General features: G+C 40.9%; 17 protein-coding genes and 1 other annotated feature. Of the genes, 1 reads left to right on the forward strand and 16 read right to left on the reverse strand.

What is annotated here, in order from left to right:
* Positions 1–116 precede the first annotated feature (116 nt).
* From pgsA to yfmF, 5 genes are all read right to left on the reverse strand, one after another.
* Entirely contained in the window at positions 117–698 is a 582-nt protein-coding gene (pgsA, locus tag AUF14_RS12430; RefSeq protein ID WP_049220178.1) for a CDP-diacylglycerol--glycerol-3-phosphate 3-phosphatidyltransferase, read from the reverse strand.
* 34 nt (positions 699–732) lie between these two features.
* Entirely contained in the window at positions 733–1,596 is an 864-nt protein-coding gene (locus tag AUF14_RS12435) for a RodZ domain-containing protein (RefSeq protein ID WP_049220176.1), read from the reverse strand.
* Positions 1,597–1,722: 126 nt separating this feature from the next.
* Positions 1,723–2,448, reverse strand: a complete 726-nt coding sequence (gene ymfI / locus AUF14_RS12440) for an elongation factor P 5-aminopentanone reductase (protein ID WP_016179431.1) — start codon at positions 2,446–2,448, stop codon at positions 1,723–1,725.
* Positions 2,449–2,476: 28 nt separating this feature from the next.
* Positions 2,477–3,775: an EF-P 5-aminopentanol modification-associated protein YfmH gene (yfmH, locus tag AUF14_RS12445; protein WP_049220174.1), complete on the reverse strand. Its 1,299-nt coding sequence runs from the start codon at positions 3,773–3,775 to the stop codon at positions 2,477–2,479.
* Positions 3,768–5,030 carry an EF-P 5-aminopentanol modification-associated protein YfmF gene (gene yfmF, locus AUF14_RS12450; protein WP_049220172.1) on the reverse strand — a complete coding sequence of 421 codons (1,263 nt, stop codon included), beginning with the start codon at positions 5,028–5,030 and terminating at the stop codon, positions 3,768–3,770. Before yfmF ends, yfmH begins: the two co-directional genes overlap by 8 nt.
* Before the next feature lie 409 nt (positions 5,031–5,439).
* Here yfmF and mscL point away from each other — a divergent pair, with 409 nt between their 5' ends.
* Positions 5,440–5,886 carry a large conductance mechanosensitive channel protein MscL gene (gene mscL / locus AUF14_RS12455; RefSeq protein ID WP_016179428.1) on the forward strand — a complete coding sequence of 149 codons (447 nt, stop codon included), beginning with the start codon at positions 5,440–5,442 and terminating at the stop codon, positions 5,884–5,886.
* A 28-nt stretch (positions 5,887–5,914) separates the two neighbouring features.
* Here mscL and AUF14_RS12460 read toward each other — a convergent pair whose 3' ends face one another.
* The 11 genes from AUF14_RS12460 to radA all read right to left on the reverse strand — a co-directional run bounded on the left by AUF14_RS12460 (position 5,915) and on the right by radA (position 16,822).
* Positions 5,915–6,160 carry a Veg family protein gene (locus AUF14_RS12460; protein ID WP_010782106.1) on the reverse strand — a complete coding sequence of 82 codons (246 nt, stop codon included), beginning with the start codon at positions 6,158–6,160 and terminating at the stop codon, positions 5,915–5,917.
* Between the two features lie 105 nt (positions 6,161–6,265).
* Positions 6,266–6,823 (reverse strand): sigma-70 family RNA polymerase sigma factor, encoded by a 558-nt coding sequence (locus tag AUF14_RS12465; RefSeq protein WP_016179427.1) that lies wholly within the window; start codon positions 6,821–6,823, stop codon positions 6,266–6,268.
* Between the two features lie 173 nt (positions 6,824–6,996).
* Positions 6,997–8,184 carry an IS110 family RNA-guided transposase gene (locus AUF14_RS12470; RefSeq protein WP_002297293.1) on the reverse strand — a complete coding sequence of 396 codons (1,188 nt, stop codon included), beginning with the start codon at positions 8,182–8,184 and terminating at the stop codon, positions 6,997–6,999.
* 328 nt (positions 8,185–8,512) lie between these two features.
* Positions 8,513–9,040 carry an NYN domain-containing protein gene (locus AUF14_RS12475; RefSeq protein ID WP_016179426.1) on the reverse strand — a complete coding sequence of 176 codons (528 nt, stop codon included), beginning with the start codon at positions 9,038–9,040 and terminating at the stop codon, positions 8,513–8,515.
* The gene (rlmB, locus tag AUF14_RS12480; RefSeq protein ID WP_049220170.1) at positions 9,040–9,870 is read right to left on the reverse strand and encodes a 23S rRNA (guanosine(2251)-2'-O)-methyltransferase RlmB; all 831 of its coding nucleotides are present in this window, start codon (positions 9,868–9,870) and stop codon (positions 9,040–9,042) included. The genes AUF14_RS12475 and rlmB overlap by 1 nt, the downstream gene beginning before the upstream one ends.
* Positions 9,860–10,258 (reverse strand): Mini-ribonuclease 3, encoded by a 399-nt coding sequence (locus tag AUF14_RS12485; RefSeq protein ID WP_049220168.1) that lies wholly within the window; start codon positions 10,256–10,258, stop codon positions 9,860–9,862. Before AUF14_RS12485 ends, rlmB begins: the two co-directional genes overlap by 11 nt.
* Positions 10,258–11,667 carry a cysteine--tRNA ligase gene (cysS, locus tag AUF14_RS12490; protein ID WP_048722468.1) on the reverse strand — a complete coding sequence of 470 codons (1,410 nt, stop codon included), beginning with the start codon at positions 11,665–11,667 and terminating at the stop codon, positions 10,258–10,260. Before cysS ends, AUF14_RS12485 begins: the two co-directional genes overlap by 1 nt.
* Positions 11,660–12,193 carry a serine O-acetyltransferase EpsC gene (gene epsC, locus AUF14_RS12495; protein ID WP_016179422.1) on the reverse strand — a complete coding sequence of 178 codons (534 nt, stop codon included), beginning with the start codon at positions 12,191–12,193 and terminating at the stop codon, positions 11,660–11,662. The genes cysS and epsC overlap by 8 nt, the downstream gene beginning before the upstream one ends.
* 254 nt (positions 12,194–12,447) lie before the next feature.
* Positions 12,448–12,645 (reverse strand) — a binding site (T-box leader).
* A complete protein-coding gene (gene gltX / locus AUF14_RS12500) occupies positions 12,642–14,099 on the reverse strand; it encodes a glutamate--tRNA ligase (protein WP_049220166.1) in 1,458 nt (485 codons plus the stop codon). It overlaps the preceding feature by 4 nt.
* 104 nt (positions 14,100–14,203) lie before the next feature.
* Positions 14,204–15,358, reverse strand: a complete 1,155-nt coding sequence (locus AUF14_RS12505) for a PIN/TRAM domain-containing protein (protein ID WP_048722474.1) — start codon at positions 15,356–15,358, stop codon at positions 14,204–14,206.
* Positions 15,359–15,448: 90 nt separating this feature from the next.
* Positions 15,449–16,822 (reverse strand): DNA repair protein RadA, encoded by a 1,374-nt coding sequence (gene radA, locus AUF14_RS12510; protein ID WP_048722477.1) that lies wholly within the window; start codon positions 16,820–16,822, stop codon positions 15,449–15,451.
* Positions 16,823–16,826 lie beyond the last annotated feature (4 nt).

Raw genomic sequence — 16,826 nt, forward strand, 5'->3', positions numbered from 1 at the left:
TCTTCTTTCTAAGATACGCAATTTTTCTCCACTATAACAGAAAGTACAACAGAAAAAACAGAAAAAACGACCAGTAAGATAGATTTTCCTATCCTACTGACCGTAATTTTGATTTTTTACATTGAACCTTTAAATATCGCTGTGTTTTTAGCAAAGTAGTCATAACCTGAATAAACGGTAAAGAATAAGCAGATATACAACATAATTTGATCCATTGAGATGCCAATAAAGTTAAATGGCACATTGTTTAAATAAAGCAATACGATTCCGACCATTTGTGTCGCAGTCTTAATTTTCCCTGGCATTGCAGCTGCCATAACACCGCCGCCTTGTTCAACAATCAATAAACGTAACCCCGTTACCGCCAACTCGCGACAAACAATAATAGCAATTACCCAAGAAGGGGCTTTTCCTTGTTCGACTAAAATAATAAACGCCGTCATCACCAGCATCTTATCTGCCAAAGGATCTGCGAATTTTCCGAAGTTGGTGACCAAGCCATCGCGACGAGCAATTTTCCCATCAAGATGGTCGGTATAGCTGGCTATCGCGAAAATAATCGCACCCACCAGTTGAGTCACTGCTAAATCAGTATTACCAACCTGCAATGTGCCCCAATCCCACGGAGCTAAGACGACGATCATAAAGATTGGAATCATGAAAATCCGAATGACAGTCAGTTTATTTGGTAAATTCATTATGAATTCCTCCTAATTCAATTTAAACACAGCCCTAAGATGCGTAGGCAATATTCAACGTAATATTCTTTTGCAACAACGAGTTCCCAGGTTGGAAATCAAGGGCTTGATCGTTGATTTTTACTTCTGCGTATTTTGCCATGCCAACAGTGATCACTGCTTGAGCCGTATCAGCAGGAAGCTCAGTTGTTTCAGATTCACCTTTCTCCAAGGTCTTCTGATACGTCAACGCGCCATTGACTTGGACACCGACCCATACGCGTTCTGTTCCAGTGAAACTAATTTTTAACGGTTTTTCCGCATGCTCCACTTTCATCGTCGCCGCGTTCGTCGTATTATTTTCCATCGTGAAGGCCATTTTTGGTTTTTCTGGCTCTTTTGAGGATTCCACTGGTTTCGGTTGTGAAGATGAAACTTTTTCTGCCACGGATAATGAGACATCTGAGCGTTCAACTTGAACGGAACTATTTTCTGGAATAATTGCGGTTTCTTGATGATCCAGCCAAGTCATATAACCGACCACCGAAATAATCGCTAGTGCCACCAATCCCAACAGAATCATCGGCAAGGTCGCTTTAAAACGAGCCCGCGTCGGACTTTCAACATGCTTATTTTTTCTCAGTCCATCAACGGTTTCTAATTCAGGATAAGTCGGCATCGGACGATCCTTACCATCCAGAACATCAATCAAATAATTACCGTCAAGTTTGACCTCATCTGCATATTGACGAATAAATGTCCGCAAATAATAATCACTAGGCAATTCATGGAAGTCATTTTCTTCTATTGCCAGCAAATAACGTTTTTGGATTTTTGTGCGTTGCTGCAGCTCATCTAAACTGATTTTTTTATCGATCCGGGCTTTACGTAGTGTTTCTCCAATATTAATACTAGCCACTTGGTTCTCTACTCCTAATTCATATTAGTGAGATTATCTTATTAAGAAAATAATCTTAGTTTTTCATCACGTCTATCATACTTTTTTTCCTATTTAAAGTTAGGCAAAGAATTGATATCTTCGTTCCTATTCCAACCAGCCGCCCGTAACAGGCAATACAATGCCTGTGGTATAGCTAGCTTCTTTTGAAAATAAGTAATTGCAGGCTGCGGCGATTTCTTTGGGGTCAGCCAATCGTCCTAAAGGAATTTCCGAAATCAACTCTGTCAGCTCTTGCGGCTCCCAATTATCATTCATTTTCGTTTGGACAGCACCAGGTGCCACGACATTAACAGTGATTCCTAAAGTTGCGACCTCTTTGGCGTAAGCTTTTACAAACGCTTCTTGCGCGCCCTTTACAGCACTATAGACAGTCTCCATGCTGCTTCCACGATGTCCATAAACTGATCCGATAAATACGACACGGCCGTTTCCATTTTTTGCCAATTTCTCCTGCAAACTCTGTAACAAAAGTAGCGGTGTTTTCAAATGAACTTGCCATAACGCATCCATTTGATCTGCTTTTGTCTCTGGCAGCAACTCGTAAAAAGTAAAGCCTGAGGCAAAAACAATCCCATCCACTTGAAATAAGTGTTCAAGAAAGCTCGGAACTTCTGTTTCCTTCAACATGTCTAAGGATACCATAAAAAAATCTTGCTGAGGATAACGTTTCTGTAAGTCTGAAACGAAATTTAAAACTTTTTCTTTTTGTTGATTATAGTGGCAATAGAGGGACCAGCCTTGCCCCGCTAGTTTTTCGCAAACAGCTTGACCGATATCCCCGCTCGCCCCCATTACTAACGCATAAGGCATTCTATCCCTCCTTTATACTAATACTTTTTTAACTAGGAATATTCTTCTCCATATAAAATCGCGTGAAGGCTTCTTCTTTGATGAATAATTCACCCGCAGCCAAAACATCTGTCAATTCTATTTCTTGAATGATTTCGGGCATATCAAACAGCGTCCATTCACCATACAATGACTGGGTAAATTGATTGGCAACATACTCTAATGAGTTCAAAGATTGGAAATATTTTCCTAACATTTTTTTCTTCAAAAGCGTCAGATTTTTCTCATTAACTTCTGGATCGCTGTCAAAATGCAGTAAAATCTCCGTCAAGCGATCTGCTAGCATTTGCGGATTTTCACTATCGCCGCCAAAATCCGCAAAATGGAAGCTGCGGTCTAATGAAAATTCGTAGCCAAAGCTGTCGTCTAGTAACCCCTCATTATATAAGCGTAAATAGTTCTGTGAAGTCGTCCCTAATAGCATTTGGAATAAAAGGTCCATCGAAATTTTGAAGATCAGACGTTCCTTATTGTCTTTTGGTAATTCTGCCAAACCTTTGATCCCGACAATTGCTTTCGGTATTGTAATTGGCATCTTTTCTTCACTGCGTTTAATGATTTCATCAGGTGATTCCTGTGGAAACCGGCGTTGGATCGGTTCTGGCGCTTCAAAAGTTTTCTTTGCTTGGTTTTCCCGAATGAAGGCCATTAAGGCTTCCGGCTCCAGATTTCCCACGACAAATAGCGTCATATTGCTGGGATGATAAAACGTATTGTAGCACGTGTATAGATCTTCGGCTGTAATTTCTGCAATCGAATCAATCGTTCCTGCAATATCAATATGCAGAGGATGCTTCGGATACATATTTTTTAAAATAGCGAAAAACTGCTGCCACCCCGGATCATCTTGATACATTTGAATTTCTTGCCCAATGATTCCTTGCTCTTTTTGCACAGACTCTTCCGTAAAATACGGAGCTTGCACAAAATCTAGCAAAGTTCCTAAATTCAATTCCAATTGATCAGTCGTCGAAAATAGATAGCTTGTGCGAGTAAAGCTGGTAAAGGCGTTTGCCGATGCCCCTTGCTCACCAAACTTTTGAAACACATCGCCATCTTCCTTTTCAAACATCTTGTGTTCTAAAAAGTGAGCGATCCCATCAGGAACTTTGATGTACTCTGTTCCGCCACGTGGGATAAACTCATTGTCGATCGAACCGTAATTGGTGCTAAATAGGCCGTACGTCTTGTGATATCCAGCCTTTGGCAACAAATAGACCGTTAAGCCATTTGGCAAAATTTCCTTGTATAAGATTTCATTGATTTTTTGATAGGCTACTTTATCCATTCTGTTGTCCTCCATCTAAAAAGAAGATCGCCTGCAGACGAATTTTTTTCGCGACTTTCTGTACATCTTTTGGTGTCACAGCAGCTAAACGTCTCAGCCATTCTTCGTCTGTTAATTTACTTTGCGGCAGCCACTGCGCCAAGTAAGTCGTCTCGATCGCATTTTGCATACTATCTAAGCCTAGTAAGTAATGATTTTTCAACATCGCTTTCGTTTGCTGGAAAGCCAAATCAGTGAAATTACCAGCTTGTAATTCGAGTAGCTGTTCCTCAATCAAACGTAAAACTTTCTGACGGTTGTCGCTATTGATTCCCGTTTGCACCTGCAAATAACCACGAAATGTATCAAAAGAGCTTGAGGCATAATAAGCTAAGCTTGCCTTTTCTCTGACATTCATAAACAATTTTGAATGAGGAAACCCGCCGAACAAGCCATTAAAGACCAGCAGTGCAAAACGGTCAGTATCTTCGTAATAAACATCGGTTGAATACGCCAGATTCAATTTCCCTTGTGTCACCGTTTCTTGAACTTGCTGTTCGCGAATCACATTATCACTGGCTTGATAATAATAAATAGCCGGGAAGCTTTCTTTTCGCTGGGCAAAAGGCAGCTCTTTGAAAAGCTCGGCCATTTCCGCTTCCTCTACATCACCAATCACAAATAAATCTACTTGATCTTGTGTAATCATCTCCTGATAATATGCCGCAAGACCTTCGTTTGTCTCACTCTCTAAATCATCTACTGTACCAAAGCTTGGTAATTTTTGCGCCTCATCCGTAAAATAGGTCTCTTTGATCTTTAAGGAAGCCATTGTCTGCTTGTCTTCCTGCAATGTCTCGATATAGCTTTGCAAATTTTCTTTTTCTAACTGAAAGGTTTGCTCATCGAATTTTCCATCCTGGATATTAGGGTAAAACAAAATTTCCTTCAAAAAATCCATTGCGGCTGGTAATAGCTTTGGATCATCAACGTATTTTCCATTGACAATGCCTAAACCAATGTCTAACCAATGCAGATTCCCTTTGCGTCCAACATTCAACCCGAAACTGGCACCGTAAAGCTCGGCTAATTGTCCGCTCAATTTGGTTTGATCTGGATAGCGCAAAGAATTGGTCTCCAACAAGTTCGCCAAAAGGGCTCGCTTAGTCATGATTTCTTTGGTTAAACGGGTGGTAAAGCGCCCGTAGATTTGAATTGTTTTGTATTTCTTTGTCGCAATAACGTGCAGCCGCACGCCCTTCTTAAGTTCGATCATTACAAAGCTCCTTTTTTATGCTAATCAATTATTTTTTTCAAAGAAAAATAGGCTTGATTTTCAAGCTAGATATTCTCCGCTAAAAGGAACCCTCCCCAATACTTCTAAAAAAACGAAAAAAGGGTCTTCCTTTGTCTTTATCACTAAAGCTAATTATAGCACAGGCGAGCTCCAAGATTCGAAATCTGCGCTGACCGATAGTCTGTTTTATTTCAAATTTTTTTCTTCTTTCGCTATACTAAAAATTAAGGAAAAATTCTCATCCAACTTCGCTGGCTCCATTTCTGTTTTTTGATTATACGAAGTGATGTCTATCGTAAAAAGGAAAGTATATTTGGAAAAGCTTATCTGATAAGAAGATAGTAAAACGTTGGATGGTATACAATTTGCAAATAAGGAGGAAGACCCTATGATTAAAGAATTTAAAGATTTCTTGATGAGAGGCAATGTCATTGATCTTGCTGTTGGTGTTGTAATCGGTACTGCATTTACTGCAATTGTGACAAATATTGTTAATGGATTAATTACACCGTTGGTTGGGCTGATCGTGTCATTGTTTACGAAAGGAAAAGATTTGAACGAGGCGATGTCCGTTTTGGATTGGAAACCAGTTAAAGGCGTGACCTTTGCGTTTGGTGATGTAATTAGTGCATTGATCACCTTTATTATTACTGGTTTTGTTTTATTCCTGATTGTTAAAGCTGCAAACAAAGCAAAAAGTAGTATTTCTAAAGAAGAAAAAGAAGAAGAGGTACCAGTACCGACAGCTGAAGAATATTTAGCAGATATTCGTGATCTTTTAGTTGAACAAAATAAAGCAGCTAAAGAAACACAAAAGAACGTCGAAGACAAATAAAAACCATGGAGCATACGCTCCATGGTTTTTAAATTGCTTCTGTTAAAAATTCGATCTCTACTGTGCGAGTCAATACATCGGAATAGCTGTATGAAACACGTTCGAAAGAATTTTCTTCTGGGTCCAAATCAACCACAAATACGGAAGGATATGTCTCAGTTAAGATTCCCTTGCGTTGCGTTTGACGCTTGCGTCCCGTCTGAGCAACAAGCATAATCGGAGCACCAATACGGTCTTCCAAGTTTTTCTTGATAGACGCTAAAGTTGTTGGCATACAGTTCACCTCAAAATACATTATAGCACAAATCTAAAACTTTTCAATGTTATCATAAGATAAAAAAATATGCAACTTTATACCTTATTAAGCTGAATGCAGCCCTTATTCATCTAAATCATATAGTTTTTTCTTTAATTTGTTCTTTGCCCGATTCAACGCGTTACGGATCGCCTTTTCTGATTCATTTAGAAGCTGAGCGATCGTCGAGGGCTCCTCACCCTTGAGATAGTAATACAAGGACCGATTTTCTAATGAAGACAGTGGAACTTCTCCAGCTAGTAACATCTCACTAATAAATAGATTTTCTTCCATGTACTCATGATATTGAAAGTGTTCATCAAAAGCCTCCATATCAGCTTTATCCATTGATACAGCCTGTTGTTGGGCAAATCGTTTTTGAGCTTGCTGACGACGCAAGAGAGAACGAATTCGATTTTCAAATATCATCTTGTAGTATAAGCCAAACGTTGTTCCACGACCCTTACAGTAGCTCTGCAGGGCATCATTCAGTGCGATTCGTCCCTCCTGCAGCCAGTCATCAAAATCAAAATCACGAATCGAATAACGGGATTGCATACTATAGACAATCGGTAAATATTGACTAAACATTTCTTCAAAAGCGGCACCATCAATTTTTTCATAACGCGTTGATTCTTTCATTTTTACACCCCTCTCAACAAATAAAAGCATACACGCTTTATAAGTCAGAGAGACTAACTATATAGAGTCAAGTAAAAATTAGCCAAATCAAAAAATATTTTATAACAGATAATTCCGAAAAAAGGGTACAACAAATAAGCTTCTTACCATTAGTTTTTTTGAATGTTCAATAGCTAATCAGAAACAATTATATAAGGCTCGTTTTTAGTCAAAATAGCATGAATCACGTAACAAAGCTTACGAGAAACCGCACCTAAGGCAGTTAGATGATGTTTTCCTTCGGAAACTTTTTTCTGGTAAAACGCACTAAAAACAGGATCACATTGAGAAGCTACTAAAGCCGCCGAAAACAAGGCTTTTCGCAAATATGGAGACCCTCGTTTACTCATAACATTATGCGTTGCCTCATATTGCCCTGATTGTGTCACGGAAGCGTCTATCCCAGCGTAAGCAACGAGTTTTTTCGGGTTAGAAAATTTTTGAATATCTCCGATCTCACCAAGAATAGTCGCACCGTTTATAGGACCAATTCCAGGAATTGTGAGAATAACAGAATTTAAAGTGTCCATTATGTGCTTGATTTCTCTTTCCGTTTCCTTTATTTGGCTTTCAATGAATTTTAATTGTTCAATCATTGAACGTAGTTGGAAGGTGAACGCTTCTTGAGCAAATTTTACTCCAAAGGAGTTAGAAGCTGCTTGCTTCAATTGGTCCGCTTTTTCTGCCTTGATTCGGTTCCTGCTTAACTCAGCTAAGTATTGGGCCAAAGTTTCTGAGGAAATGTTTTCTAAGTCGATCGGGGCACTAAACGCCAGCAATAACTCTTTAGAAGCTTTTCCGAAAACGCCCTGCTTGGTAAAAATCGTCGCGTATTCTGGAAAGACTTGATCCAATACGGCTATAATTTTTCTTTTGAAGTCGCTCGCTGTACCTACTAAATAAGTTCGGTAACGAGAAAGTTGTTTCAAAGAAAAAACATTTTCATCGGATAAGACCGTTTCGACAAATGAGCCATAGCGCATTAAGTCAGCAATCAAAACAGAATCAATAATATCGTTTTTTCGTTTCCGTATTTCTGTACCTTTACGCCATCCGTCTGTTTGAAGGGGATTCACAACGTGAATCAAATAATCTGATTCGTGAAGGTATGAAAAGATGGACAGCCAATAGTGCCCCGTGGCTTCCATCCCTATAACAAAGTCACTGGGTGCTCCGGAATAGTCGACCATTCGCTCAATTAATGACTCTGCTCCTTCAGTGGTGTTAGGAAATGAAAAACCTTTTAGTAATACCTTTCCTTCCTCGTTCATGATAGAAGCAACGTGAGTGCGTTTACCGATATCAATGCCTAAAAAGTACATGTATATCTGACCTTTCAAAAAAAGAATTTTGGATTGAAATCCACTCAACTGAAAAGCGTCACTACCTTGTACGAGATACGGAGTAAAGTAAGGACTTTCAACATCTAACTCATACGCAATCCACTTATCAGAGAGAGGAGCCAGTCTCTCGAGTGCGGGTTCAATGACCCAAGGGGGGAACGGCTTAGCCTCTCAATCCAATAAATATATTATCTCAAAAGAAATGAGTTAATACCAAATTAAAATAACGATGGTTCATAGGGTTATCCAATCAAAACCGGAAGGTTAAAACCCTAACTCTAATATACAAGGGGTGTCGACAATCAATTTATTTTTTTTTGCTTAATTCGTCCAGTTTTTGTGACAATTTTTGCAATTGTTCATTATTCCACGGGGAATTACGTCGAAAATTTTTAAAATGCGTATCTTTTGTATCCCCGGTAATCACAGCCTCGGTTTGCTGGACAGACTTGTACAACTCACGCGCAGAAGTTCGCAATGCCCCCTGCGAGAAAATGGTCCATTGTTCAGCAAGATCACTCGTTGCTACCGTTACTTGAGTCAAGCGATCATTCAATTCCCCAGCAATTCGTTCAATATAACTATCGGCGGTCTCATCCTCTTTTGTGAAAACAACAGTCAGCTGATACTTTTGGTAGCTTTGGGTAATTCCTGGAACAAATTGCGCATCGAAAACAACAATTGTTTCCAATCCTTGGTACTTAGCATAGTTAGACAAACGAAATAGCAATGCTTCGCGTGCTTCTTCTAAACGCTCTTGGTTTTTTAATGCGGTCAACTCAGGCCATGCACCAATCATATTGTACCCGTCAACGATCAACAATTGCCTTTTCATTACAATTCACTTCGCTTTCGGAAAACTTCATACATCAATAGACCCGCAGCAACTCCTGCGTTTAAGCTCTGCACATGTCCTGTCATAGGGATCGTTAACATCTCATCAACTTCCTTTTTCAGTCCAGCACTCATCCCTTTGCCCTCATTACCGATGATTAAAGCGATCGGTCCTTCCACCTTCCATTGACGATAGTCCGTTCCTTCCATGTCTGTTCCGAAAATCCAATATCCTGCATCTTTTAACTGCTTAATACTTTGGGCCAAATTCGTTACTCGAGCAATCGGCACGTATTCTACTGCACCGGTCGAAGCCTTCGTCACAACTGGCGTAATACCTACTGAGCGATGTTTTGGAATAATTACGCCTGACACGCCACTGGCATCGGCCGTCCGCAAAATCGAGCCAAAATTATGTGGGTCTTCCAAACTATCCAAAATCAACAGGAAGGGCGCCGCTTCTGAAGTATTTTTTGCTAACAAGTCCTCCAAGGACAAATATTCATAAGGAGTAATTCCTAAAACGATTCCCTGATGAACACCGCCGTCGCTTAATGTATCCAGTTTTTGTTTAGGTACCCACTTCACCGGAACCGCTTGTTCCTTCGCTAAAGCTTTCAGCTGTTCAATCTTGTCTCCACGCGCATCCTCTTGCATAAATAATTTATTGCCTCGACCAGCTTGAAGTGCCTCCACACTGGCGTGATGACCAAAAACAAAATTATTCTCTTCTGTTTCAACTGTTTCCGTCTCTTTGCGGCGATCTTTAGACCGATCATTTTTCCGCTGATTCCGTCGATCATTTCCTCGACGCTGCTTCTTATCCTTCATTTGTTTCGCCCGCTTTCTCTAAACACCATACGATCAATTCTTCTAATCGCTCTTTTCGTTCCAATAAGTGTAGATAACCCATTAATGCTTCAAAACCCGTAGACATACGATAGGTCATGATGTCGGTATTTTTTGCTGATGTGTAACTTTTGGCATTTCGACCACGCCGATAAATGCCTTGCTCTTCTTCTGTCAGCATACCATCATCGAGCATTTTTTGAATCAACGTTGCTTGAGCTTTAGCGGAAACAAAATGAGTCGCCATATGATGCAGCTTATTTGGGCGTGTCTGGCCTTCTCGGACTAGAAAATCCCGCACGTAAGTTTCATAAATGGCGTCACCAACATACGCTAGTGCCAGTGCGTTTAATTGTTTATAGTCTGTCATTATGCTCGTCTCCAACGGACGCCTTGAGGGGTGTCTTCTAAAATAATTCCTTGTTCTTTTAATTGATCGCGGATTTCATCACTGCGAGCAAAGTTTTTATCTTTACGGGCTTGATTACGTTCTTCAATCAATTGATCAATCTCTTCATCTAATAAGCCAGCTGTTTGGAATTCGATCCCAAAAACATTCAGCATGTTTGTAAATTCTTCTAATGCCGCAGTTAAAATCGCCGCTGAAACTTTTTCTTGGTCGCTGTAATTGTTCAGCCATTTTGCTAATTCATATACAACCGTGATCCCATTGGCCGCATTGAAGTCATCGTCCATCTCTTCAACAAACCGATCCTTCAGCACTTGTAGCTCACTCGTTTTTTCTTGGTCATCAGCCAACGCTGCTTCCGCTGTATCTTGACGGAAGGCCGCATTTTCAAAGGCAGTACGTAATTTTTGCAGATTGGCCTGAGCATCCTTCATGGTTGCTTCACTATAGCGAATCGGGCGACGATATTGTGTCGTTGCCATAAAGAAGCGTAAAACCTGAGGATCGATTTCTTTGACTAAGTCGTGAACAGTTACAAAGTTTCCTAGCGACTTGCTCATTTTCGCATCGTCTTCTCCAATGGTTACATAGCCATTGTGCATCCAATAGTTCGCAAAACGTTGCCCTGTTTTGGCTTCACTTTGGGCAATTTCGTTCTCATGATGAGGAAATTCCAAGTCTTGTCCACCGCCATGAATATCAATCGTGTCTCCCAAGTGTTTTGTCGCCATCACTGAACATTCGATGTGCCAGCCTGGTCGTCCTTCACCCCAAGGAGACTCCCAAGAAATTTCATCCGGCTTCGCACTTTTCCATAAGGCAAAATCCAATGGATCCTCTTTAATTGCTTGCTCCGCACCAGTCCGTTGGCTCGCGCCAACCTCTAATTCATCAATCGATTGATCACTCAATTCGCCATAATGTTCGAATTTCCGAGTACGGTAATAGACGTCCCCGTGTGCTTCGTAAGCGTAGCCCTTTTCAATCAGGGTCTCGATAAATGCTAAAATATCAGGAATATGATTGATTACACGCGGATGCAATGTCGCTGGCTTTACATTCAGCGCTGCAGTATCCTCTTCAAAGGCTGCAATAAAACGATCGGCTACTTCTGGTGCAGTAATCGATAACTCCTTCGCAGCTTTGATAATTTTGTCATCAACGTCGGTAAAGTTCGATACAAAATTCACCTCATAGCCGCGATATTCAAAGTAACGACGAATGACATCAAATGCAATCGTACTACGGGCATTCCCGATATGAATATAGTTATAAACAGTTGGTCCGCAGACATACATTCGGACTTTATTTTCCTCGATTGGTTTAAAAATTTCCTTTTCACGTGTCAACGTATTGTGTATTTTAATCATGTTGTACCTTCTTTCCATGTAATCTTGCTACTTTTGCTGGTACACCTACTGCAGTCGCATCCGCTGGTATATCTTCTAAGACAACAGCCCCCGCACCGATTTTACTTCCTGCCCCGATTTCGATTGGTCCTAAGATTTGAGCATTCGCCGAAATAAAAGCACCTTGACGTACAGTGGGATGCCGCTTGCCAGTATCTTTTCCTGTCCCGCCTAATGTTACGCCATGAAACAACACAACATCTCGCTCAACCTCTGCCGTTTCACCAATCACCACACCCATTCCGTGATCAATAAAAACACCAGGAGCGATCTTAGCACCAGGATGAATCTCAATCCCCGTTAAAAAACGCCAAAATTGCGAATGGATTCGAGCCAACAAAAACCACTGATGCCGATAGAGAAAATGTGAAAACTTATGAAAAAACAACGCGTGAACACCTGGATATGTAAGCACAACCTCTAAGCCAGTCCTAACTGCCGGATCATTTTTCTTCGCTGCTGCAATCGCTTCTTGCCACCATCCCATTTACCTCAACTCCTTTTTTATTTTTAGACTTTTATCCATAAAACATTCAACACATTTCCAATTCCCTGCTATTAGGCTATCTCCAATTAAAGAACTCATTTTTCCAAAAATCAGAAAAATGATCTTATAGTCGTTTCGCATACGATTCCGCTAAACTACGCATCTGTTAGTTTAGTTAAAAATCCTTATTTGACCCTTGCACAACACAAAACTGCAAAAAGCGTAACTCGCAAAAAAGCGTCTTTTGAGTTTCCTCAAAAGACGCTTTAACGTGGTCCCACTTTTGTTTGCAGTATCTGCCTCAAACAGGTAACGTCTGTGAAACGTCCTTAGCTACATATCGCTAAGACCACTCGGAGGTGCATTTCATAAGTGCTGATTTGACTGCTTCCACCACCCGCAGTCTCTCTGAAAAATCGTCACCTACTACTTCTTCTCTTCTTTGTGTTTACATTACTTGATCTAAATGTGCTAGGGCTTTTTCTCTGCCTAAGATTTCAACTGTTTCTGGCAATTCTGGTCCGTGTGTCACACCACTGACAGCTACACGAATCGGCATCCAAAGGTTTTTCCCTTTTATTCCTGTTTCTTTTTGAACAGCCTTAATTGAAGCCAAAACGTTAGCAGCGTCAACTGTTTCTAAGCTTTCTAGCTGAGCTTTGAAGGCAGCTAAGACAGTTGGGACGCCTTCGCCAGCTAACACTTCTTTTGCGGCATCGTCTAGTTCAAGATGATCTTGGAAGAACAAACTTGATACTTCAGTGATTTCCGCAGCGTAGCTCATTTGTGGTTGATATAAGCTGACTACACGTTTCACCCAATCCTTACGTTCAGGCGTTGGATTTTCTTCGACTTTACCAGCCTTGATTAAATATGGCAAGCATAATTCAGTTAATTTATCCAAATCCATCGCTTTGATGTAATGGTTATTGACCCATTCTAATTTTTTCTGATCAAATGCTGCTGGTGATTTACTTAAACGATCAGTATCAAAAATCTTGATCAATTCATCTTGCGGGAAGATCTCGTCTTCACCAACTGGCGACCAGCCAAGTAAAGCAATGAAGTTGAACATTGCTTCTGGCAAATAGCCTAATTCGCGATATTGTTCGATAAATTGCAAAATGCTTTCATCACGTTTACTTAGTTTTTTGCCGGTTTCAGTATTGATAATCAAGGTCATATGACCAAATGTTGGACGCGGCCAACCAAAGGCATCGTAGATCATTAATTGTTTTGGTGTATTGGCAATATGATCATCACCACGCAGTACATGCGTGATTTTCATTAAATGATCATCTACTGCTACTGCAAAGTTATATGTTGGCATACCATCACGCTTTTGGATGATAAAGTCGCCGCCGACATTATCCGATTCAAAGCTGATCTCGCCTTTAACCATATCATCAAACGTAAAGCTGGTATTGCGAGGGACACGGAAGCGAATAACTGGTTCTAGGCCTTGTGCTTCTTTTTCTGCTTGTTCCTCAGGTGTTAGATTGGCACACTTGCCTGAATAATGAGGCATTTCGCCGCGTGCACGTTGCGCTTCACGCTCAGCCTCCAGCTCTTCAGAAGTACAGTAGCATTTGTATGCCAAATTGCTCATCAATAATTGATCAATTAACGGCTGATAAACGTCGCGTCGTTCTGATTGACGGTAAGGACCATATTTCCCAGGATTTTCAGGGGATTCATCCCAATCAATCCCTAACCAAGCCAAGTTTTCTAATTGGCTTTTTTCGCCGCCTTCGATATTTCTTTTTAAGTCAGTGTCCTCGATCCGAATGATGAATTCTCCATCATTATGGCGAGCAAATAGATAATTGAACAAGGCTGTTCGGGCATTTCCGATGTGTAAGTGTCCTGTTGGACTTGGTGCGTAGCGCACACGAATTTTCGACATATAATAGTTCCTCTTTCCCGCTTATTTAGCAAATGGATTGATTGTACAATTTGCTACTCAACACAAATTGTACAATCAATCCATTGTTTAGTAAAGCTACACTGTTATTTTGCTGCTTTCTCATTTGTGTAGTCTAACTTCTTTTCAGGTGAATCATCTTTAATGTTGCGGCTAGAATGAGCCGGTTTAGCAAAAATCATTCGTCCGGCAGCCGTTTGCAGGGCACTTGTTACGACAACTTCGATGTGTTCATTCATATAATGTTGTCCATCTTCCACCACTACCATTGTGCCATCATCCAAATAAGCGACTCCTTGTTGTCGCTCTGTTCCGGCTTTTACAACTAGGACGTTCATGTTTTCGCCTGGGATTACAACTGGTTTCACCGCATTCGCTAAAGCATTGATGTTCAAAACAGCGACATTTTGGAACTCTGAAACCTTATTCAAGTTATAGTCATTTGTCACAATCACACCATCTAATAATTTAGCCAGCTTAATCAATTTACTATCGACTTCGCTGATATCTTCAAAATCGCCATCGTACATTTCAACGGCGATACCTTCTTCTTTTTGCAAAGCATTCAGGATATCCAAGCCGCGACGTCCTCGGACACGTTTCAAACTATCGCCAGAATCAGCGATATATTGCAATTCATACAAGACAAAGTTCGGAATCATTAGGACGCCTTCCAAAAAGCCTGTTTTCGCAATATCATAAATACGTCCATCAATAATAACGCTAGTATCTAAGATTTTATACTTATGAAAATGATCATCCGCTTTGCGCTCAAGGACTTCACCTTCATTTGTCTCAGCCTTTTTATTGCGGCCGCTAAAGAATTTTTTCAATTCATCAATTCTAGTCGTTCCCATTCGGAAGCCTAAATAACCCAATAGCAGCATAATCAAAATCGGCAATGCGCTATTAATGAAGGGAATCGGAATCTGGTACAACGGGGTCGTTCCGATCAATCCCAAGGTCAATCCTAAGATCGCACCGATCACTCCAAATAAAATATAAGTCAAGCTAAGCTCATTTAATTGTTTCTCAATTCTTTTTACCCCAATTGTGATTGGTTCTACGATAGCCAAAGAAATAATATAAAAAATAATTGCACCAATCAGGCCATTCGTAAGTGAATTATTCAACCACATGTTGTCTGCATTGCCAATTGCTGTCCAGGCTGTTGGTAGGAAAGTGACTCCTAAACTAATCCCAACAATCAGGATAATTACTGTTAACACACGTTTCTGCATGCCATCCCTCCTAAGTTCTATTAATCTATTTTTTTATGCAAAAATCTTAGAATAACAGTTGTGCCAAAGTATTTCTGGCACAACCGCTCATTAACGGAATACTTTTCTTAATGTTTCACCTAGTGTCGCCACCGGAATCAATTCGATCCCCTTTGGCGGCGTCCAATCTCCCATGTTGTTCTTAGGGAGATAGATTCTTTTGAAACCTAACTTACTGGCTTCTTTGACGCGCTGCTCGATACTGCTGACCCGACGAATCTCACCAGTCAAACCAATCTCACCGATAAAACATTCAGTTGCTTCCGTGCCATTTTCTTTGTAGCTAGAAGCGATCGCCACGGCTACCGCCAAATCAATTGCGGGCTCATTTAATTTCACACCGCCCGCAGCCTTTAAGTAGGCGTCTTGATTCTGTAAAAGCAAGCCGGCGCGTTTTTCTAAGACCGCCATGATCAAGGATACGCGATTAAAGTCTAATCCAGTTGTCGTACGTTTCGCATTTCCGAAGACTGTTGGTGTTACTAACGCCTGGACCTCAACTAAAATCGGTCGGCTACCCTCCATTGCCACCACAATCGCTGAACCGGTCGCACCTTCTAAACGTTCTTCTAAAAAGACCTGAGAAGGATTAGCCACTTCCACTAAGCCGCTTTCTCGCATCTCAAAAATTCCAATCTCATTAGTAGAACCAAAACGATTTTTTACGGCCCTTAAAATCCGAAAACTGTGATGTTTTTCGCCTTCAAAGTACAGCACAGTATCCACCATATGCTCCAACATTCGAGGCCCTGCGATGTTTCCTTCTTTTGTCACATGCCCGACGATGAAGATCGCGATACCGTTGGTTTTCGCCAGCTTCAATAATTCTGCCGTCGTTTCACGAACCTGACTGACTGACCCAGCTACACTGGTAATGTCAGGCTGCGTCATAGTCTGGATCGAATCAATGATGACATAATCTGGTTTCAGATTTTCAATCGTCCGACTAATCTCGCCCATATCTGTTTCAGCATACAGATAAAAGTCTGTCTCACTCGAACCTAGCCGCTCTGCTCGCAATTTTATCTGCTGAGCACTTTCTTCCCCAGAAACATATAATACATTTCCGCCAGTTGCTGCTAATTGGTGCGAAACCTGTAAAAGTAATGTAGACTTCCCGATGCCGGGGTCTCCACCAATTAAAACCAATGAACCTGGAACTACACCGCCGCCTAAAACCCGATTCAATTCTGCTAATTCCGTTTGAATGCGCGTTTCCTTTTTAAAGACAACATCTTTTAGCTTCGTCGGTTGTGCGCGTTCCCCTGTCAGACTCACCCGATTGCGGCGATCTTCAGGGTGATTTTGCTCAATTTCTTCTACCATCGTGTTCCAGTTTCCGCAGTTAGGACAACGACCTAGATACTTCGGCGAAACATAGCCGCATTCTTGGCAGATAAATTGTGTCTTGGATTTTTTCGCCAAACCC

Source organism: Enterococcus avium (genome assembly GCF_002891025.1).
GTDB lineage: Bacteria > Bacillota > Bacilli > Lactobacillales > Enterococcaceae > Enterococcus_A > Enterococcus_A avium.